17 protein-coding genes and 1 pseudogene are annotated in these 20,269 nt (G+C 61.1%); 5 read left to right on the top strand and 13 right to left on the bottom strand.

Features of this window, described 5'->3' with window-relative positions; genetic code table 11:
* Positions 1 to 121: 121 nt before the first annotated feature.
* Positions 122 to 1,120 (bottom strand): polysaccharide deacetylase, encoded by a 999-nt coding sequence (locus tag QA644_RS12625; RefSeq protein WP_283068743.1) that lies wholly within the window; start codon positions 1,118 to 1,120, stop codon positions 122 to 124.
* A 120-nt stretch (positions 1,121 to 1,240) separates the two neighbouring features.
* Here QA644_RS12625 and QA644_RS12620 point away from each other — a divergent pair, with 120 nt between their 5' ends.
* From QA644_RS12620 to der, 3 genes are all read left to right on the top strand, one after another.
* A complete protein-coding gene (locus tag QA644_RS12620) occupies positions 1,241 to 1,825 on the top strand; it encodes an NnrU family protein (RefSeq protein WP_194727628.1) in 585 nt (194 codons plus the stop codon).
* 101 nt (positions 1,826 to 1,926) lie between these two features.
* Positions 1,927 to 2,610 carry a tetratricopeptide repeat protein gene (locus QA644_RS12615; RefSeq protein ID WP_283068742.1) on the top strand — a complete coding sequence of 228 codons (684 nt, stop codon included), beginning with the start codon at positions 1,927 to 1,929 and terminating at the stop codon, positions 2,608 to 2,610.
* A gap of 15 nt (positions 2,611 to 2,625) precedes the next feature.
* Complete coding sequence (der, locus tag QA644_RS12610; RefSeq protein ID WP_283068741.1) at positions 2,626 to 4,044, top strand: ribosome biogenesis GTPase Der; 1,419 nt, start codon at positions 2,626 to 2,628, stop codon at positions 4,042 to 4,044.
* A 105-nt stretch (positions 4,045 to 4,149) separates the two neighbouring features.
* Here der and QA644_RS12605 read toward each other — a convergent pair whose 3' ends face one another.
* Together QA644_RS12605 and QA644_RS12600 are read right to left on the bottom strand one after the other, a co-directional pair.
* On the bottom strand, positions 4,150 to 4,587 hold the full coding sequence (locus QA644_RS12605) for a hypothetical protein (RefSeq protein WP_074061913.1): 438 nt from the start codon (positions 4,585 to 4,587) through the stop codon (positions 4,150 to 4,152).
* 490 nt (positions 4,588 to 5,077) lie between these two features.
* Positions 5,078 to 5,518, bottom strand: coding sequence for a MarR family transcriptional regulator (locus tag QA644_RS12600; protein ID WP_239597988.1), 441 nt, complete (start codon positions 5,516 to 5,518; stop codon positions 5,078 to 5,080).
* Between the two features lie 158 nt (positions 5,519 to 5,676).
* Here QA644_RS12600 and QA644_RS12595 point away from each other — a divergent pair.
* Positions 5,677 to 6,689: pseudogene (locus tag QA644_RS12595) on the top strand (alpha/beta hydrolase).
* A gap of 4 nt (positions 6,690 to 6,693) precedes the next feature.
* Here the strand turns inward: QA644_RS12595 and QA644_RS12590 are convergent.
* From QA644_RS12590 to QA644_RS12555, 8 genes are all read right to left on the bottom strand, one after another.
* A complete protein-coding gene (locus QA644_RS12590) occupies positions 6,694 to 7,872 on the bottom strand; it encodes a glycosyltransferase family 1 protein (RefSeq protein ID WP_194727623.1) in 1,179 nt (392 codons plus the stop codon).
* Between the two features lie 135 nt (positions 7,873 to 8,007).
* Complete coding sequence (locus QA644_RS12585; RefSeq protein WP_283068740.1) at positions 8,008 to 8,919, bottom strand: sugar kinase; 912 nt, start codon at positions 8,917 to 8,919, stop codon at positions 8,008 to 8,010.
* A gap of 140 nt (positions 8,920 to 9,059) precedes the next feature.
* Positions 9,060 to 9,371: a hypothetical protein gene (locus QA644_RS12580; RefSeq protein WP_239599483.1), complete on the bottom strand. Its 312-nt coding sequence runs from the start codon at positions 9,369 to 9,371 to the stop codon at positions 9,060 to 9,062.
* 168 nt (positions 9,372 to 9,539) lie between these two features.
* Positions 9,540 to 10,523: an oligopeptide/dipeptide ABC transporter ATP-binding protein gene (locus QA644_RS12575; RefSeq protein ID WP_074069097.1), complete on the bottom strand. Its 984-nt coding sequence runs from the start codon at positions 10,521 to 10,523 to the stop codon at positions 9,540 to 9,542.
* Entirely contained in the window at positions 10,516 to 11,508 is a 993-nt protein-coding gene (locus QA644_RS12570; protein ID WP_283068739.1) for an ABC transporter ATP-binding protein, read from the bottom strand. The genes QA644_RS12575 and QA644_RS12570 overlap by 8 nt, the downstream gene beginning before the upstream one ends.
* Positions 11,509 to 11,510: 2 nt before the next feature.
* Positions 11,511 to 12,428, bottom strand: a complete 918-nt coding sequence (locus QA644_RS12565) for an ABC transporter permease subunit (protein ID WP_283068738.1) — start codon at positions 12,426 to 12,428, stop codon at positions 11,511 to 11,513.
* Positions 12,425 to 13,348, bottom strand: a complete 924-nt coding sequence (locus QA644_RS12560) for an ABC transporter permease subunit (RefSeq protein ID WP_283068737.1) — start codon at positions 13,346 to 13,348, stop codon at positions 12,425 to 12,427. The genes QA644_RS12565 and QA644_RS12560 overlap by 4 nt, the downstream gene beginning before the upstream one ends.
* Before the next feature lie 47 nt (positions 13,349 to 13,395).
* Entirely contained in the window at positions 13,396 to 14,976 is a 1,581-nt protein-coding gene (locus QA644_RS12555) for a peptide ABC transporter substrate-binding protein (RefSeq protein ID WP_074069094.1), read from the bottom strand.
* 269 nt (positions 14,977 to 15,245) lie between these two features.
* Between QA644_RS12555 and QA644_RS12550 the strand changes: the two genes are divergently transcribed.
* Positions 15,246 to 16,883, top strand: a complete 1,638-nt coding sequence (locus QA644_RS12550) for an alpha-glucosidase (protein WP_283068736.1) — start codon at positions 15,246 to 15,248, stop codon at positions 16,881 to 16,883.
* 314 nt (positions 16,884 to 17,197) lie between these two features.
* On the opposite strand, the gene ade is transcribed toward QA644_RS12550, so the two are convergent.
* Both ade and QA644_RS12540 read right to left on the bottom strand, forming a co-directional pair.
* The gene (gene ade / locus QA644_RS12545; protein WP_194727617.1) at positions 17,198 to 18,895 is read right to left on the bottom strand and encodes an adenine deaminase; all 1,698 of its coding nucleotides are present in this window, start codon (positions 18,893 to 18,895) and stop codon (positions 17,198 to 17,200) included.
* 132 nt (positions 18,896 to 19,027) lie between these two features.
* Complete coding sequence (locus QA644_RS12540) at positions 19,028 to 20,134, bottom strand: branched-chain amino acid ABC transporter substrate-binding protein (RefSeq protein ID WP_092585054.1); 1,107 nt, start codon at positions 20,132 to 20,134, stop codon at positions 19,028 to 19,030.
* Positions 20,135 to 20,269: the final 135 nt, after the last annotated feature.

The raw sequence follows: 20,269 nt of genomic DNA, 5'->3' as shown, positions 1-20,269 counted from the left end.
GCTGGGCGCAGCAATAAGAGTGGCGCGCCGCTTTGCTCTTCTCCCCAGCGGGGAGAAGGTGCCCGAAGGGCGGTCGAGGGCGCGGCCGGCAGGAGTTTCAAAGGGCGCGCAGAGGCGTCGCTCAAAGCCCCGAAGTTTCCTGTTCCTGCAATTTCCCGCGCGCCTCGATCATCGGGATCGCTTCCGCGTAGCTGACGCAGGCGACATCCGTTCGGCGGCAGACGTCGCTCACCAGGCGGTCGAGCGCGCGCCAATAGGCGCCGCCGTTCATTTCCACGAAGTGGAACCCGAGCTGGAGGGGAATGCGGTCTCCGGCATATTGCTTGTCGAATGCTTCTTTGAAAGCCACGTAGGCGCGCTCTTCGAAGACCTTGCTTTCGGTCTTGTCTTCTTCGCCCTTGGAGTGGCGGATGAAGAGGTTGTAATCCATGCCGATAACCGGCTTTTCCTTCGGACCTTCGGGGATCAGCGGCAGGCCGAAGCGGATGATGCCGTCTTCGACGACGGGCGTGGCCGGACCCTTGGTGACGAGGCTGGCGTCATAGGAAAAGCCCGCCTTCTTCTCCGCAGCGATCATGTCGCCGCCCGCCGTCGCGGAAAGATAAGGTGCTCGAAAACCCTTGATGCCGTGCTCGACCAGATCCTGCCAGCCTTGCGGCTCTTTGAGGTCGACGCTTTTCCAGGCGTTCTTCAGCGTCGCCTTGAAAGTCGCGTATTCGGCGGACCAATCGGCCTCGCTCCATTTGCGGCCGTCGAAATGGCCACAGGCGTGGCTCGAAATATCGTGGCCTTCGAGATGCGCATGCCAGATGTTGCCGAGCCGCTCGCGGATTTCGTCGTCGCTTTGGGCAAAGCCGACATTGGACTTTCCGCGTTTCTGATGAGGGGCTTGGTAGGCTTTCTTCGCAACCTGATTCATCAGGAACGTGCAGGAGAGAAAATAGGTGAAGTGCGCGCCATTCCTTGCTGCCATCTCGCGGCTCTTCTGCCACAGCGCGTTGTCATGGGCGCCATCGAAGGACACGATCACCAGCTGCTTCGGCGGCTGGTCGGCTGCCTGGGCGGGAAGGGAGGTGACAAAGGAAAAGGCGAGGCAGGCAGAAAAAATGAAACGAAACATGGGCACCGCGAAAATTTGTTTGCGGCTTTCCTGTTACAGAATTGCGGCAAAGCTGCGGTGCCGCTGGCATTTTCCTGCGGCTACGGCTAAGCCTCGGGAAACGGATAGGAGACGCGCGCCATGGCCTTGCTTATCGTCGGCATCATACTTTTCCTTGGTATCCATCTGGTGCGGGTGGTCGCGCCCGGTTTCCGCCAATCGATGATCGCAAGCCTCGGGGAGAACGGCTGGAAGATCGCCTATTCGATCGCAAGCCTTCTTTCGCTGATCCTGCTGGTCTACGGTTTTGGCCAGGCGCGGCAGGTGACCGGCATGCTGTACATGCCGCCGGTGTGGATGGCGCATATCGCCGTGACGCTGATGCTGATTGCGCTCATCTGTCTTGCCGCCTCGCTTCTGCCGGCGGGGCACATCGCGGTTCGGACCAAGCATCCGATGGTGCTCTCGGTGAAGATCTGGGCGCTTTCGCATCTGCTTGCCAATGGCGAGACCTCGTCCGTTCTGCTGTTTGCGGCCTTCCTCGCCTGGGGCGTCATTCTCCGCATCTCCCTGAAGCGGCGCGAGCGGGCGGGCGAGTTGACGCTTCGGCCCTTCGTTTCAGCCAAGTATGATCTTTATGCCGCCGTCATCGGCGTTGTTGCCTGGGGGCTGCTGATCTGGAGAGTGCACGAATGGCTGATCGGCGTTTCGCCGCTTGCCGTGTGACGAATCTTTGCGATCCCCCTTACAAGTGGCGCAAAATGGAGTAGAAGGCCCCACAATATGCGGCAACGCATGCAATGGGCTTATCCGTGCCGGAGACGAGAATGGCATTCAACGACGACAGCTTCATCCGTGAAGTCAACGAGGAACTTCGTTCCGACCAGATGAAGGGCGCCTGGCGCCGTTTCGGCCGCTATGTCATCGCCATCGCCGTTCTGATCGTGGTCGGTACGGCTGGCAAAGTTGCCTTTGACTACTGGGACGACAACCGCTCGTCCGGCACCGGCGACCAGTTCCTGGCGGCGATGAAGCTTGCCGACGAGAACAAGAGCGACGAGGCGCTTGCCGCGCTCGCCACGCTCGAAAAGGAAGGCCACGGCGCCTATCCGGTTCTCGCCCGCATGCGTGCAGCCTCGGTTCAGGCGCAGAAGGGCGACAATGCCGCGGCCATCGCCGCCTTCGAAGCGATCGGCAAGGACCAGTACGTTCCGGAAGCCGTCCGCGATGCCGCCAGGATGCGCGCCGGCTGGCTGCTGATCGAAAGCGGCACTTACGAGCAGGTTTCCGCCGCCGTCGAGGAAATGGCCATTCCGGCGAACGCCTTCCGCCACTCGGCCCGCGAAGCGCTGGGCCTTGCCGCATACAAGGCCGGCAACATGGCGCAGGCCCGCCAGTGGTATCAGGCGATCGCCGACGATGCCGCAAGCCCGCGCAACATTGCAAACCGCGCCCAGATCATGCTTGATAATATCACCGCATCCGGCAAGGCGCCCGCCGCGCAGGGCTGAATCTAAGGATCTCTAATGAGCTTTACGGTCGCGATCGTCGGTCGCCCGAATGTCGGCAAGTCGACGCTTTTCAACCGCCTGGTTGGGAAGAAGCTGGCGCTCGTCGACGATACGCCGGGCGTTACCCGCGACCGCCGGCCGGGAGATGCGCGGCTGATCGACCTTAAGTTCACGATCGTCGACACCGCCGGTCTCGAAGAGGCCGATGCCGAAAGCCTGCTGGGCCGCATGCGCGCCCAGACGGAAGCGGCAATCGACGAGGCCGATCTATCGCTGTTCGTCGTAGATGCCAAGACCGGTCTGACGCCGGTCGATACCGCCTTGGCCGAAATGCTGCGCCGTCGCGGCAAGCCGGTGGTGCTTGTTGCCAACAAGTCCGAAGCGAAGGGCTCCGACAGCGGTTTTTACGACGCCTACACGCTCGGTCTCGGCGAACCGACGCCGATCTCGGCCGAACACGGGCAGGGCATGCTCGACCTGCGCGACGCGATCGTCGCCGCGCTCGGCAAGGAGCGCGCCTATCCGCCTAAGGAAGACGTCGCCGTTACCGACGTGGACGTTGCGCGGTCCGAAGTGGAGGGGGAAGAGGACGAAGAGCCCGCCTACGACGATACCAAGCCGCTACGCGTTGCAATCGTCGGGCGGCCGAATGCCGGCAAGTCAACGCTCATCAACCGCTTCCTCGGCGAAGACCGGCTGCTGACCGGGCCGGAAGCTGGCATCACGCGAGATTCCATCTCCGTCGAGTGGGATTGGCGCGGCCGCACGATCAAGATGTTCGACACCGCCGGCATGCGCCGCAAGGCGAGGGTGATCGAAAAGCTAGAGAAGCTTTCGGTTGCCGATGCGCTGCGCGCGATCCGTTTTGCCGAACTTGTTGTCGTCGTCTTCGACGCGACGATCCCCTTCGAGAAACAGGATCTGCACATCGTCGACCTGGTACTGCGCGAAGGCCGTGCGGCCGTTCTCGCCTTCAACAAGTGGGACATGATCGAGGATCCGCAAGCGGTCCTCGCCGACCTGCGCGAAAAGACCGATCGCCTGCTGCCGCAGGCACGCGGCATCCGCGCCGTTCCGATTTCCGGCCAGACCGGCCGCGGGCTCGACAAGCTCATGCAGTCGATCATCGATACCGACAAGGTGTGGAACAAGCGCATTTCGACGGCGCGGCTCAACCGCTGGCTGGAGCAGCAGCAGGTGCAGCACCCGCCGCCGGCCGTTTCCGGCCGCCGCATCAAGCTGAAATACATGACGCAGGTAAAGGCCCGCCCGCCGGCCTTCATGATTTCCTGCACGCGTTCCGATGCGCTGCCGGAATCCTATACGCGCTATCTCATCAATGGTCTGCGCGAGGATTTTGACATGCCGAGCGTGCCGATCCGCATCCATTACCGCTCGCCGGACAATCCGTACGAGTCGAAGAAGAAGCGATAGCCGCCTTTCGCTCCTGTTCGGAAATGCGCCGCCGCACGGCGCGCGGAAAAGCTGGAGCTGCCGACCGGGCCGCTCCAGCAATGACCCTACGGAACCTTGGCGCTCCTAGTCGAGGAACGCCGCGCGCAGCCGATGGAGCATGCCGCGCTTTCCTTCAGCGTAGAAAGAGCGGATTTGCCGGGCAGCGGTTGCAGCGTTTACCGTAGCGCCGAAGTGGCAGTAGCAGATGACCTTATGCAACTCCCTGTCGGTCAACTCGAAAAACCGCTTTGCTTCGCCATAGGTGTCGTTTTCCATCCCGGCTGCACGCAGCACAGGATCCTTGAACGCGACGGAGATCGGCGAATTGTCGGCGCGCATGATGTCGCGCCCTGCTTCCGGCTGATATTCTGTCTGGTGCAGTGTCGAGAGATGCCGGTTCGGGAACTGCTCGAGGATCTCTGCCCAGCGCTGCAGGCGCTCGCTGCGCGACATTGGCCGGCGCGGCTGATCCGGGTTGACGTTTGCGACGGTCCGCAGTTGGTCAAGTGCTTGATGTTTCATTTTAGCCTCCGATTCAGACGATGGCTGCTCCGCCCCCTTACACTTTTGCCCTGAAATAAGATTGACTCCAGCGGGCGCGGAAGTCCAATCACGATGCTCATCGAGGCGGCTTTTTGCGTCATCGGCAGCGTTTTCGGGTAGGGGACTGATTTGCTGGGCAGGCGATCATGATCCACCGACCGGCAAAGTCATCGTTTTTTGCTCTCGCAAAACATGCTGGGACGAACAAAAGTGAAAGGGCAACCATGGCACTGCCGACACACATGGCACCTCAGATTACGCGTGGCTCCTGTCATTGGGGCGCTGCGCGCTCAAAGTTTCGAGCACAGATATCGGTGCCACGATTTGCGATTGCACCGTCTGCCGCCGCTATGGCGTTGCGCACGGTCGCTGATGTCTGGTTCTGAGAGAGTCGCGACGTTTTTGGTATGGCCGTCTAAGCCGGAAGGCGAAGTCGGTGGCTGTCACTCAAAGCTTACATTCGCCCTTCTCAGGCCGCCACACTCCTGTTCAACGCCTCGCGTAACGCCACGATCTCGGCCTGCAGGCGCGCGAGGCCGGCGGCGTCCCGGCCGGTAGCGCCGGCGATGCAGTTGGGTATCGCGCAGGCCTTTTCTTGCAGTCCGATGCCTTCGCCGCTCAGGCGGATGACGACGACGCGTTCGTCTTCCTTACTGCGTTCGCGGCGGATATAACCGGCGGCTTCGAGGCGCTTCAGCAAAGGGGTAAGCGTGCTCGATTCCAGGAAGAGCTTTTCGCCAAGGCCGCCGACGGTCTGGCCGTCTTCCTGCCAGAGCGAGACCATCACCAGATATTGCGGATAGGTGAGGCCGAGCGCGTCGAGCAACGGCTTGTAGACGCGGTTCATCGCGTGGCTTGCCGTATACATCGCGAAGCAGATGAAATTGTCGAGTTTTGGTTGCTCCTGCATGGCATTTCTCCGGAAACGCATCAATTTAAATCGCGCGATAAATAATAGCAAGCGATTTTAGAGCATGGCAGCTATGCGTCATTTTTAATTGTGCAATAACAAATCGTTCGCGATACAAAGGCCATTCGCAACGAACAGCAAACTGAGAGGACAAGATAATGTCGACCATCAAGACCGCACTTTCCGCAGCAACGATCCTGGCCGCCTCCGCCCTTGGCGCCGCTGCCGATCCCGTGCTGGAACCGGCCACGCAGAAATTCATCGATGCACTTGCCGGCAGCAAGCCGATCTACACCTTCTCTCCGGCTGAGGCCCGCAATGTTCTCGTCGGCGCGCAGAAGGGCGAGGTGAAGAAGCCCGCAGTCCATCAAGAAAACAAGACGATCAAGGCCGGCCCGACGGGCAGCATCAAGCTTCTGATCGTCCGCCCTGAAAATGCCAAGGCTGCGCTGCCGGTCGTCATGTATTTCCACGGCGGCGGCTGGGTGCTGGGCGATGCCGATACGCATGACCGCCTCGTCCGTGAGATTGCCAATGGCGCCAACGCTGCGGTCGTTTTCGTCGACTACGAGCGTTCACCCGAGGCGCGCTATCCGATCGCCATCGAGCAGGCCTATGCCGCAACGAAGTATGTCGTAGAGCATGCCAAGGAGTTCAAGGTCGATGCGAGCCGCCTTGCCGTTGCCGGTGACAGCGTCGGCGGCAACATGACAGCGGCCGTCACCCTGCTTGCCAAGGCGCGCGGCGGCCCAGCCATTAATCAGCAGGTACTGTTCTACCCGGTCACCGACGCCAACTTTGAGACCCGCTCATACAATCAATTCGCCAACGGCCGTGGCTTACGAAGGAAGCGATGAAGTGGTTCTGGAACGCATATCTGCCGGACGAAGCCAAGCGTAAGGAGCCGACGGCAACGCCGCTCAACGCTTCGCTGGAACAGCTGAACGGCCTGCCGCCGGCACTCGTCATCACCGATGAGAACGACGTGCTGCGCGACGAAGGCGAGGCCTATGGCCGCAAGCTGTCGCAGGCCGGCGTGAAGGTCACCTCGGTCCGCTATAACGGCACGATCCACGACTTCGTGCTCTTGAACGCCATCAGCCAAACCCCGGCCGTCCGCAGCGCCATCACGCTTGCCAACGACACGCTGCGCAGCGCCCTGCACAAGTAAAAAATCAGGTTCCGGATTTCATCGGGCCGGCGGCATCGCCGGCCTTTCTGCTTTTGGGCAAGGTCTTGGCATATTGCCAGGCCTTCTTCCATTTCGGCGTAATGACGCCGTTGGCGGCACGGATATTGTTGATGAACTGCTGCGTTGCCGCTTCCCAGGAATATTGCAGGGCAAGATCCCGTGCCTTCTCGCGTGAGGCGGACAATGCGCCGAGGCAGGCCGCCTGCAGGTCTGCGTCCAGTGCGCCGACCTCGCCATCCTCGCCGATGATGTCGAGCGGGCCGGTGACGGGAAAAGCGGCAACGGGAACGCCGCAGGCGAGCGCTTCCAGGATCGTGTTGCCGAAGGTATCGGTCAGCGACGGGAAGACGAAGACATCGGCCTGTGCATAGATCCTGGCAAGCTCCTCGCCGAATTTCAGGCCGGTAAAGAGCACGTCTGGATAGCGCTTTTCCAGCTCGGCGCGGGCAGGGCCGTCGCCGACCACGACTTTGGAGCCGGGCAGGTCGAGATCGAGGAAGGCGGGCAGGTTCTTTTCCAACGCCACCCGTCCAACCGTCATGTAGATGGGGCGCTGCAGGCCGAAAGGCTTTTCTTCCAGTTCCATCGGGCGGAACTGCGCGGCGTCGATGCCGCGGCTCCAGGGCATCAGGTTGCGGATGCCTTTTTCCGATAGCTCGCGGGCAAGGCTCGGCGTTGCCACCATGCAGCCGGCGCCGGAATTGTGGAACCACTTCACGAAGGCGTAGAGCCAGCGCTTCGGGATGGGCAGACGGGCCGAGACATATTCCGGGAAGCGCGTGTGGTAGCTGGTGGAAAACGGCATGCGGTTCCTCAGGCACCAGCGCCGCGCCGTCAGCCCGAGCGGGCCTTCGGTGGCGATATGCACATAGGACGGCTTGTGCTTTTCGATCTCGCGGGCGACCCGGCGGTAATTGGCGATCGAAAGGCGAATCTCCGGATAGGTCGGGCAGGGGAAGCTACTGAAGCGCTCGGGCGTCACCATGGACACTTCGACCCCCAGTTTCGCGAGTTCGCGGTTGGTATTCTCGATCGAGCGGACAACGCCGTTGACCTGCGGATGCCAGGCGTCGGTGACGATCACCAGCCTCTCGGGCAAGCTTCCAGGCGCGGTATTGGCCCAGCTCTCGCCGCGATAGTTATTCGACGGATGTTGCAGCATGTCCCGTTTTCCATCCACGCCACGCCATATCGGACGGCAGCGGCACAACCCCAAGCGGGCGTAAGGAACGTGATTCCCGCGTGCTTATTTTGAGGCTTCTCTGTGATGGATTTATTACAGGCTGCCGATCGAGGCTCAGAGCCCGAGCTTATCCTTTGCCACGAGTGCACCGTGCTCGCTGACGACACGCGCGGCAACCTTCACTGCGAAACAGGCGCTGGCGACCGCATCCTTCGTCTCGAGATATTTGGCGAGGAACGCGCCGTTGAAGCTGTCGCCGGCGCTGGTGGTATCGACGACCTCGTTGACCGTTTCGGCCGGCACGAAGTTCTGCTGGCCGGCGAAGTTCAGCGTCGCGCCGTCGGCGCCGTTCTTGATCAGCACGTTCGGTGCGCCGAGGGCACGGTAGCGATGGATGGTGGCTTCGATAGAGTCGTCGCCGAAATGCAAGGCCTCGTCGTCGAAGCTCGGCATGACGAGGGAAGAGGAGCGGGCGCCTTCGCTGATCGTCGTATGCATGACGTCATAGCTCGCCCACAGGCGCGGGCGGATGTTCGGATCGAAGACCACGAATTTTCCCGCGGCCTTGGCGCGGCGGGTTTCGGCAAGCAGCGTGTCGGCGTCTTCGCGCGGCAGAATGGCGAGCGTGATGCCCGAAAAATAGACGACGTCCGAGCCTTCGATCGCTTCGCGCAATCGGTCGGGATCGGCGGCAAGCTGCCTGGCGGCGGAGTTGTCGCGCCAGTAGCTGAAGGAGCGTTCGCCGTTCCTGAGGTTGATCATGTAAAGGCCGGGCGCTTTGCCCCTGATGCGCCTGATGAGCTTCGTGCCGATGCCTGCTTCTTCGAAGAAGGCAATCATCTCGTCCGACATGGCGTCATCGCCAAGCGCGGTGAAATAATCGACGCTCCAGGCGGGCTGCATGCAGGCGCGAGCGTACCAGGCGGTGTTCAACGTATCGCCGGCGAAACCCTTTCTCAGCAGGCCGCCGCCTGCCTGCGAAAGCTCCACCATGCACTCACCGATCGATAAGAACCGTCCGTTCAAAACTGCCTCCCGAAAATTCTCCGCGTCTGCTGATTACGCGCAGAGACGTTTGGAGGCAAGCGCAGGCGCCGACCCAGAAATAGTTGGTGAAAAAGCCCGCCGGCGTGACGGCGGGCTCATGTCGCAGATCGTTCGTTTGCCTATCCGATCTCCGGGCAGCCGCGGCGGTTGGCGAAGACGATGCGGTCCGGGCCATAACGGGTCCAGCCTTGCACCGTGACGCTGCGCCTCGTCACACGGACGACCTCAGGCCGGCGAAGGCCGGAATCGCGAGCGGCGATTTGTGCCTCGCGCGGGCTGCAGCCCCGGCGGTCGTCGTCGCGATAACGATCATAGCGATCGCGATCGCGTTCGTAGATACGCACGCCGTCCGGGCCGATACGGAACTGGACGTCCTGAGCCTGAGCAAAGGACGCAGGCGCGACAGCGCCCCCGAGTGTGAGCGCCAGCACAAGGCCGGCATTGGATATCAGCTTGAGCAATTTCTCCTCCTTCGGAACCCTGCTGTGACCCGCATGCTTGTGTAAGGGAGAACTGCCCCGGAGCGCGATTGTTCCGCTCCGGGGCAGGCGCTGGGCAACGCGCGTGTTGCGCGCGAGCTGACCCAGAGCGGACGCGATTTACCGGTCCATATGGTAACAGGCTGCCGTTTGACCCGGGCGCACATGCTCGGTCGGCGGCATTTTTGTCCGGCAGATATCCGTCGCCTTCCAGCAGCGGGGCGAGAAGACGCAGCCCTTCGGCGGGTTCAGCGGCGAGGGCGGATCGCCCAGAAGGCGGATGCGTGTGCGCTGGCGGGCAAGCTTCGGATCGGGGATGGGTGCGGCCGAAAACAGTGCCTGCGTATAAGGGTGCGCAGGATGTTCGAAGACCGTCTGGCAATCGCCGGCTTCCACTACCTTGCCGAGATAGAGCACCAGCACGTCGTCCGAGATCAGCCGCACGACGGAAAGGTCGTGGCTGATGAAGATCAGCGTCAGGCCGAACTCTTTCCGGAGCTTGCGCAGGAGCGTGATGACCTGCCCCTGGATCGAAACGTCGAGGGCCGATACCGGCTCGTCGCAGATGATGAGCTTCGGCCTTGTCACGACCGCGCGGGCAATGCCGATGCGCTGTGCCTGACCGCCGGAAAACTCATGCGGGTAGCGGTTGATCATTTCCGGCACGAGGCCGACAGCACTCATGATCTCGCGCACACGTTCGAGGCGCTGCGCTTTGGAAAGTTTCGGCTCGAAGACGGTCAGCGGCTCGGCGATGATGTCGCCGACCGTCATGCGCGGGTCGAGCGATGCGATCGGATCCTGGAAGATGATCTGCATGTCGCGGCGCGCGGCGCGCATCTCCTCGTCCGACAGGTCCAGCAGGTTGCGGCCCTGCCAGAGGATGCGGCCCTCCTGCGAGCGTAGGAGCCGCAGGATGGAGCGACCGAGCGTGGACTTTCCGCAGCCGGATTCGCCGACGATGCCGAGCGTGCGGCCCTCCTTCAAGTCGAAGCTGACATTGTTGACGGCCGTCAGCATCACCGGCGGCTTGAAGAAGCCTTTGGAGGGCAGTTCGAACTGGGTCGTCAGGTTCTCGACCCTCAACAGCGATCGTTCAGCCATGATTGAGAAGCTCCTCGATACGCGGGAAGGGGTGGAAGCAGGCTGCGCAATGGCGTGGTGAAAGCGTTTCGAGCGGCGGCGGACGATCGATGCAATCCTCTTCTACCTTGGGACAGCGCGGCGAGAAGTTGCAGCCCTTAGGCAGGTGCTGCAGGTTCGGCGGCCGCCCGGGAATGACGACGAGCTGGTCGACGTCCTGGTCCGGCCGCGGGATCGCTGCGTGCAGCGCCGCCGTATAGGGATGTGCCGGATTTTCAAAGAGCTCATCGACCGGCGCTTCCTCGACGATGCGGCCGGCATACATGACCGCGACGCGATCGGCGAGGCCGGCAACGACGCCAAGATCGTGGGTGATCATCGCGAGCGCCGTATTCATCTCGGCCGTCAGATCGTTGAAGAGATCGAGGATCTGCGCCTGGATAGTGACATCGAGCGCGGTGGTGGGCTCGTCGGCAATCAGGAGCTTCGGCTTGGTGAGCAGTGCCATGGCAATCACGATGCGCTGGCGCATGCCTCCCGAGAGCTCGTGCGGATAAAGGTTGAAGCGGCGCGTGGGGTCGGGGATGCCGACCCGCTTCAGCATATCGAGCGCTTCGGCAGAGGCTGCGCGCGCCGTGAAACCGCGATGAACCTCAAGCTGTTCCGTCAGTTGGCGGGAAATCCTGAGAGACGGATTCAATGCGGTCATGGGATCCTGGAAGACCATGGCCATGTCCTTGCCGCGCACCTGATCGAGTTCACGTGGCTTCAGCGACAGCACATCCCTGCCTTCGAGGAGCGCCTGGCCGCTGGTCTTGCCGTTCTTGGCGAGCAATCCCATGATGCCAAGGAAAGTCTGGCTTTTGCCGGAGCCGGACTCGCCGACGATCGCGATGCGCTCGCCGCGCTTGATCGTGAGGTTCATGTTGGAGACGGCCTTCACCTGACCGTCCGGCGTTTCGAAGGTGATCGAGTAGTCTTTGAGTTCGAGAAGGTTGTCGGTCATCGTCAGCGATCCTTCGGGTCGAACGCGTCGCGCAGGCCGTCGCCGATGAAGAGCAGGCTGAGCAGCAGGGCGACGAGGAAGCTTGCCGGGAAGACCAGCAGCCAGGGCATGTTCTCCATTGCATCGGTGCCTTCGGCAATCAGCGTGCCAAGCGAGGTCAGCGGCTCCTGAACGCCGAAGCCGAGATAGGAAAGGAAACTCTCCGTGGCGATGATTTCGGGAACGGTGAGTGCCGCAAAGATGACCACCGGGCCGACCAGGTTCGGAATGACGTGCTTGAGGATGATCTTGAAAGGCCTCTGCCCCGAGGCGCGTGCAGCCTCGATGAATTCGCGCTGCTTGATCGACAGCGTCTGGCCGCGGACGATGCGGGCCATGGTCAGCCACTCCAGCGCGCCTATCGCGGCGAAGAGCAGATAGACGTTACGGCCGAAGATCACCATCAGCAGGATGACGAACAGGATGTAGGGGAGGGCATACATGATATCGACGAAACGCATCATGACCGAATCCAGCCTGCCGCCGATATAGCCGGAGACGGCGCCGTAGAGCACGCCGATGACGACGGAGACGACGGTTGCCGTCAGCGCGACGGCAAGCGAGACACGGGTGCCGTAAAGCACGCGGGCCAGAAGATCGCGGCCGTTCGGATCGGTGCCGAAGTAATGCCCGCTTGCAAAGTCCGGGGGCGTGCGGAAGGCGGCCCAGTCCGGATCTTCATAGTTGAAGGGAATGAAGTAAGGGCCGAGGAAGGCGAGGAGGACGAGCAGCGCCAGCACCGCGATGGAGATCACCGCGGCCTTGTTGCGTGACAGGCGCCGAAGCGCATCCTTGGTGAGCGAACGGCCTTCGGGGGCTAGGCCTTCGGCCTGCAGCAACTCGGCAGCGAGAAGCTCGCGTCTTGCGGGGTTGAGGATCATCGGTTTCTCACTTTCGGATCGAGCCACGCATAGGCGATGTCGACGAGAAGGTTGAGGAAGACGATCAGCACCATGTAGAAGATGACCGTTCCGAGAACCATGCCGTAGTCGCGGTTCAGCGCTGCAGTGATGAAATAGCGGCCGATGCCGGGCAGTCCGAAGACGCTCTCGACAACCAGCGAGCCGGTGAGAAGATAGCTTGCCGCCGGTCCGAGATAGGAGACGACGGGCATCATGGCGGGTTTCAGCGCGTGGCGCATGACCGTCAGGCGCGGACCGATGCCTTTTGCCTTGGCGGTCCGGATAAAGTTCTGGTTCATGACCTCGATCATCGAGCCGCGGGTGATGCGCGATATGCGGCCGGCATGCGGCAGCGCCAGAACGACGATCGGCATGACTAGGAACTTGAAGGAGCCGTCACCCCAGCCGCCGACTGGAAGCCATCCGAGACGGATACCGAAAACGAGCTGCAGGATCGGGGCGATCAGGAAGTTGGGAAGCACGACACCGATCAGAATGAGTGCGCCCAGGATATAGTCGGGCGTCTTGTTCTGGTAGAGCGCCCCAAAACAGCCGACGGTGACGCCGACAAGGATGGCGAGCAGGAAGGCGGCGGTGCCGATGGTGAAGGTATAGGGCAGGCCGATCATGATCTGCTGCCCGACGGTGAAATCTTCGCTGGCGAAGGACGGGCCAAGATCGCCTTTCAGCAGGTCGCCGACATAGATAATATACTGCTGGATCAGCGGCTTATCCAGATTGTAGTGGGTCGCAAGGTTCTTCATGATGACCGGCGGCAATGGCCTTTCGCCATCGAAGGGGCCGCCGGGGGCAAGGCGCAAAACGAAAAAGCAGGCTGTGACGGCGATCCAGAGAACGGGGATCGTCGACAGCAATCGACGGAGTGCATATTTGATCATGATCGTGGACCGGCCCTACCCGCAGACCGCGGGAAGGGCCGTTTTCCTTACTCTTTCATCGACAGCCAGCGCGTACGGTGGATGTCCTGCACGTTGTCGACGAAGCCCTCGATCTTCGGCGAGACGACGTTCTTCGAGACGTAATAGTAGATCGGCAAGGCGGCGGAATCGTCCAGCGCCAGCTGCTCAGCCTTCTTGAAGATTTCTGCGCGCTTGGCCAGATCCGTCTGCGCGTTGCCTTCCTTGATCAGCTTGTCGTATTCAGGGCTGGACCAGCGGCCATAATTCATCTGAACGCCGCTAACGAGCAGGTTCAGGAAGTTGTCCGGATCGTTGTAATCGGCAAGCCAGCCGGCGCGGCCGATTTCCACTTCGCCACTTTTCAGCTGATCATAATGCACCTTGGTCTCGGCGTTGACGAGTTCAATATTCACGCCGAGCGGCTTCCACATGGCGGCAATTGCCACGGCGATGCGCTTGTGGTTGTCATTGGTGTTGTACTTGAGCTGTGCCGTTAGTGGATGGTCAGGGCCGAAACCTGCTTCCGTAAGCAGTTTCTTCGCTTCGACGACCTTCTCGCTGTAGGGCAAGTCCTTCCAGGATACGTAGGCCGGCTCGCCGTAGTTGGCCGTACCCGGCGGCACCCACGAATAAGCGGGCAATTCACCCGTTCCGAGAATCTGCGGGCCGATGACCTCGCGATTGATCGCCATGGAAAGAGCCTGGCGGACGCGCTTGTCGCTGAACGGCGGCTTGCTCGAGTTGATCACGTAGTAATAGAGGCCGGAAAACGGCGCCACGTGCGCCTGACCGGGCAGGTTCTTCTTCATCCATTCGTACTGATCCGTCGGAAAGTCCGTAAGGATGTCGAACTCGCCGGCGCGGTAGCGCTTCAGCGCGGCTTCCTGGTCTTCAAGCACGAAGAACTTCGCGCCGTCGATCTTCAGATCTTTGACACCATAATATTGGTCATTCTTGACGGTTGTAACGTGCGAGCCAGGTACCCACTCGACGGGCTTGTAGGGGCCGTTGGTGACGATGTTGCCGATCTTGACCCAGTCCGCGCCCTTGGCTTCGACGACATGTTTCGGCAGCGGATATGCGGTGTAGTGAGTCAGCGCGCCGATGAAATACGGCGTCGGGGCTTCGAGCGTAATCTCGAGCGTCTTATCGTCGATTGCCTTGACGCCGAGCTGGTTGAAATCGGTGATCTCGCCCTTGTTGATCTTTTCGGCATTCTTGATGGTGAACTGCAGATAGGCGTAGTCGGCGGCATTCTTCGGGTCCATGAGGCGCTGGAAGGCGAAGACGAAGTCTCCGGCCGTTACCGGCTGGCCGTCGGACCACTTGATGCCGTCGCGCAGCTTGAAGGTGTAGACTTTGCCGTCGTCCGAAACGGTCCAGCTTTGGGCCTGGCCCGGAATCGGGTTGAGCTTAGCATCTTCGGCCACGAGTCCTTCGAAGATGTCGCCGGCAATGCGATTCTCCCAGTCGCCGGAGAGCTTTTGCGGATCGAGCGATGCCGGATCGCCGCCATTGTGGATATTGAGCGTGGCCGCGTGGGCCGAGAAAGCCAGCAATGTGCCAAGCATTGCTGAGGCTAGAAATTTTTTCGTTGTATGGGTCATATTGGGCCACCTTTCCAGGCTTTTTTGCCTATTCTTAGTCATTTGTTCCCGGTTTTTGACCTGTTACGTGCAAGTCAATACGCACCTTATCGCAAAGGTTTGGCGTTGCAACCCCCAATGAAAGAGGGTTGCTCAAGTTGTGGACAAGCCCGTAGGCGGCGTTTTCTTTGCTATGCGCGTCCCGCCCAAAAGAGGTCATCGGCGCAGTTGTTTTTTGATTTCCGGGCTTTAGTCTGTGCGCATTTCGAATGGCGCGGAGAATCCGGCAAATGGCGATACAGGCAGCGGACTGGTGGCGGGGTGCGGTCATCTATCAGGTTTATCCACGGTCGTTTCAGGATACGAACAGCGACGGTCTCGGCGACCTCAAGGGCATTACCCGCCGCCTCCCGCATATCGCCAATCTCGGCGTCGATGCGATCTGGCTCTCGCCCTTCTTCAAATCGCCGATGACTGACATGGGCTACGACGTCTCGGACTACTGCGACGTCGATCCGATCTTCGGGACGCTCGAAGATTTCGACGAGATGATGGCTGTCGCCCATTCGCTGGGGTTAAAAGTCATCATCGACCAGGTGATCTCGCATACGTCCGATCAGCATCCGTGGTTTGTCGAAAGCCGCTCGAGCCGCACCAATCCCAAGGCGGACTGGTATGTCTGGGCCGACCCGAAGCGCGACGGCACGGCGCCGAACAACTGGCTTTCGATTTTCGGCGGACCGGGCTGGGAATGGGATGGCGTGCGGCGCCAATATTACCAGCACAATTTCTTGACCTCGCAGCCGGACCTCAACTTCCACAACAGGGAGGTCCAGGATGCGGTACTGAAGACCGTGAAGTTCTGGCTCGACCGCGGCGTCGACGGCTTCCGACTCGATACGGTCAACTATTACTTCTGCGACAAGCTGCTTCGCGACAATCCCCCCCATGAGCCGGATACAAGCGACGGCGGTCTCGATGCGCCAGACAGCAACCCCTACGGCATGCAGAACCATCTCCACGACAAGACGCAGCCGGAAAACCTCGATTTCCTGAAGCGCTTGCGGACGCTGCTCAACCAATATGAAGCGCGAGCGACGGTCGGCGAGGTCGGTGACGGCGCGCGGTCGCTGAAGACCGTCGCGGCCTATACGAGCGGCGGCGACAAGCTGCACATGTGCTACACCTTCGATCTGCTCGGACCGGATTTCACGGCCGCGCATATCCGCAACTGCGTCGAGACCTTTCAAAAGACGGTTGTCGACGGCTGGGTGTGCTGGGCCTTCTCCAATCATGACGTCAAGCGCCATGTGAGCCGGTTTGCAAAAGCCGAGGAGGAGCGGCCAATGATCGCCAAGCTGGCAATTTCCGTGCTGGCGGCGCTGCGCGGCTCGATCTGCCTTTATCAGGGCGAAGAGCTGGGACTTGCCGAAGCGGAACTTGCCTTCGAGGATCTGCGCGATCCTTACGGCATCCGCTTCTGGCCCGCCTTCAAGGGCCGCGACGGATGCCGCACGCCGATGCCCTGGGAGGCCGGCAAGGTGCATGCAGGCTTTACCTCGGCAGAGAAAAGCTGGCTGCCTGTTCCCTACGAGCAGGCAGCCCTTTCCGTCGATACGCAGGAAGAGGACGTAAACTCGGTACTCACTCATTATCGCCAGATGCTGGAAATCCGGAAGCGGCATCCAGCGTTGCTTGACGGCGATATGGAATTCATCGGTACAAATCAGGATCTCTTGGCATTCACGCGCGAGAAAAATGGCGAGAAACTGCTCTTCGTCTTCAACCTGACCCGCAAGCGGGCGGAGTTTAGATTGCCCGTGGGAATGACGCTTGGCGAGCACGTCGATATGCCGGGCTCTGGCGGATTGGCTGGCGGGGAATCGATCCAGCTTGAAGCGCTAAGCGCGCTTTGTAGCCGGATTTGACGCAGGCGGTCGCAGGGATCACTTCAAGAGCTTTTCGTAATCGGCATGTGAACCGATGACGCTGTCGCCATCTCGGCAAGCCAAGGTCCTCCAGGAGGAGCCGACGCGTGCGGACCAGAAACAGCCAAGGCTTTTGAAATGCAAAGATGGGTGCTTCGGATCCGATTTCAGCAAAGAAAAGCTCCCGTCGGCCACTTCGAACCCGCTCCTCCGGCAAGCCTCCTATACTTTCAAGAACTCTGCGGTCGCGTGTTTCCGCGCGTCATTCCCGCATGAAAAGTTAGCGGTTTGCTTTTCATTTGCCAAAATGCCTTTCACCCGATCAGCACAAATCGATCCACGTCCACCATGCCCCGGTCCGAAATCTTCAGGTGCGGGATCACGGGCAGGGGCAGGAAGGCGAGCTGAAGGAACGGCTCTTCCAGCGTTGCGCCGAGCGCGTAGGCTGCCTTTCGGAGATGGTGGAGAGTGTCGCGGACCTTTTCGTAAGGCTCGAGGCTCATCAGGCCGGCGACGGGGAGGGCGATTTCGCCGGTCACCTTGCCGTCCTCGACGACCACGAAGCCGCCTTTGATTTCGCCGAGGCGGTTGGCCGCGCACGCCATGTCCTCCTCGCTGACGCCGACGACACAGATGTTGTGGCTGTCATGGCCGACGGTGGAGGCGATCGCTCCTTTCTTTAGGCCAAAGCCCTGGACGAAGCCGTTGGCGTGGTTGCCGTTCTTGCCGTGACGCTCGATGACGGCGACCTTGATGATGTCGTTTTCGAGGTCGATGCCCGTCTGGTTTCCCTTTGCCGGAAGGCGGTGCCGGCGAAATTCGGTGATGATCTTGCCGGGGGTGACGCCGATGACCGGCGTCTCGCCTTCGGTGGCCGGGACGCCGAAATGAGCGGCGTTGACGGGTCGCGCCTTCACGCTGTCGAGACCCACTGGCGCGACCGGTTTGCGGGTGGCGAAGAGTTCATCGCTGACGCGGCGGCCGGCAGAAAAGACGATCTCGGCTTTGCAGCGCTCCAGGCTATCGATGACCGCAAGATCGGCGCGCCAGCCAGGCGCGATCAGGCCGCGATCCATCAATCCGAAGGCGCGGGCGGCGGAGATCGAGGCGGCGCGGTAGATCGCAAGCGGCTCGACACCGCTCGCGATCGCGGTGCGGATCATGTAGTCGAGATGGCCCTGCTCGGCGATGTCGAGCGGATTGCGGTCGTCGGTGCAAAGCGCGAGATAGGGCGATAGACGCTCGGTGATGATCGGCATCAAGGCCTTAAGGTCCTTCGAGACCGAACCTTCGCGGACGAGGATCTGCATGCCCTTGCTGATCTTTTCGAGGGCCTCTGCTGCGGTCGTGCATTCATGCTCGGTGCGGATCCCGGCCGCGAGGTAGCCGTTGAGGTTTATCCCGCGCAACAATGGCGCGTGGCCGTCGATATGGCTGCCCTGGAACGCTTCGAGCTTTTCCATGCAGACCGGGTCCTTGTGGATCACGCCTGGGAAATTCATGAATTCCGCAAGGCCGATGACCTTGGGATGATCGCGGAAGGGCAGGAGCCTCTCGATCGGCAGATCCGCCCCGGATGTCTCAAGATGTGTGGCGGGCACGCAGGAGGAGAGCTGGACGCGGATATCCATGATCGTTTCGAGCGCCGAATCGAGGAAGAACTGGATACCGTCGGTGCCGAGCACATTGGCGATCTCGTGCGGATCGCAGATGGCGGTGGTGACGCCATAGGGCAGAACGCAGCGGTCGAACTCATGCGGCGTGACGAGCGAGGATTCGATGTGGAGATGCGTGTCGATGAAACCTGGAACGACGATCTTGCCGGAGATGACGATCTCGGTTTCTCCCTCATATGTGCCGCAGGTCCCGACGATGCGATCGCTGCCGATGGCGATGTCGGATTCGACCAGCTCGCCGGTCACGAGATCGAAGAAACGTCCGCCTTTCAAAACGATATCGGCCGGCAGGCGGCCTGTGCCCTGGTCGATGAGGCGTTCGAGCTTGGTGGTCATGGGCATCCTCGTTTCTGGCTATCCGTCCGTTATAACTGAAGTGCCGGACAAAGCGCTATAAGGGAGGCTGCTCCACAAATGAAAACCGGGCGCCGATAAGACGCCCGGTCAATGGGATACGACTGTCAGGCCTTATTCGGCGGCGACGATCTTGCCGCCTTCCCACTTGTAGAGCGCAAAACTCTGCGAGGTGAGATCGCCGGTTTCGCCATAGGTGAGCTTGCCGATCGCGGTTGCGATCGGTTCGCCGCTCTTGAGGGCGGCGGCAACAGCTTCGGAGTCTTCGGCGCTGCCAGCCTTCTCAATGCCGGCCTTGAGGACTTCGACGGCCGCGTAAGCATTCAGCGTGAAGGCTTCGGCCGGGATGTTCTTGGCGGCAAGCGCGTCGGAGGCTGCCTTGGAGTCAGCGCTCTTCGTCGCATCGGATGCGTTGGTGAAGACGGTGCCTGCAGCAGCTTCCGTGCCGATATTCCAGAATTCGCTATTCGAGAGGCCGTCACCGCCGATGATCGTTGCCTTGACGGAAAGGTCGGCGAGCTGACGGGCAAGCAGGCCGCCTTCCGGGTGGTAGCCGCCGAAGTAGATCACGTCGACATTTTCGGCTTTGAGACGGGTGGTGAGCGCGCTGAAATCCTTGTCGCCGGGAGTGATCGCATCATTGATGACCTCGGTGACACCGCCGGCATTGAGCGTTGCCTTAAAGGCGTCGGCAAGGCCCTTGCCATAGGCGCCCTTGTCGTTGACGATGGCGACGCGCTTGTCCTTGAAGTTCTTGAGCACGTATTTGCCGGCGACTTCGGCCTGCTGGTCGTCGCGGCCGCAGGTGCGCAGCACGTTGGTGAGGCCGCGCTTGGTGAGGTCCGGTGCTGTCGCCGTCGGGGTCACCATCAGGATGCCATTTTCGGCAAGCACGTCGGAAGCGGGGATGGCGACGCCGGAGGTGACCGGACCGACGACGAAGCGGATGCCTTCGCCGACGAGCTGGTTTGCGGCGGAAACGCCCTGCTTCGGCTCGCCCGCGTCGTCGGCAGTCTTCAGGACTACCTTTTGGCCGAGGATGCCGCCTTTCTTGTTGATCTCGTCAACGGCGGTCTGCGCGCCGTTCTTTACCTGGTCGCCATAGGCGGCAACGGGTCCGGTCAGCGGTGCGATCAGGCCGATGGTGATGTCGGCATAGGCAAATGGCGCAAAGGCCAGCGATGCGACAAGGGTCGCGCCAGTCAAAGTCTTCAGACTCATTTTCGTTCTCCTTGGGCGGGGCTTCTGGCCCGCGATGACTGCCGCGACAACGAAACCCGTTCGTTCAACACCCCAAAGGGATGCGCCAAAAGACGACGGCTACGGTGCGGTCAACGCGCCTTCCGGCCACTTTTG

Source organism: Rhizobium sp. CC1099 (assembly GCF_029714385.1).
GTDB lineage: Bacteria > Pseudomonadota > Alphaproteobacteria > Rhizobiales > Rhizobiaceae > Rhizobium.
This window is presented reverse-complemented; position numbering and strand designations above follow the sequence as displayed.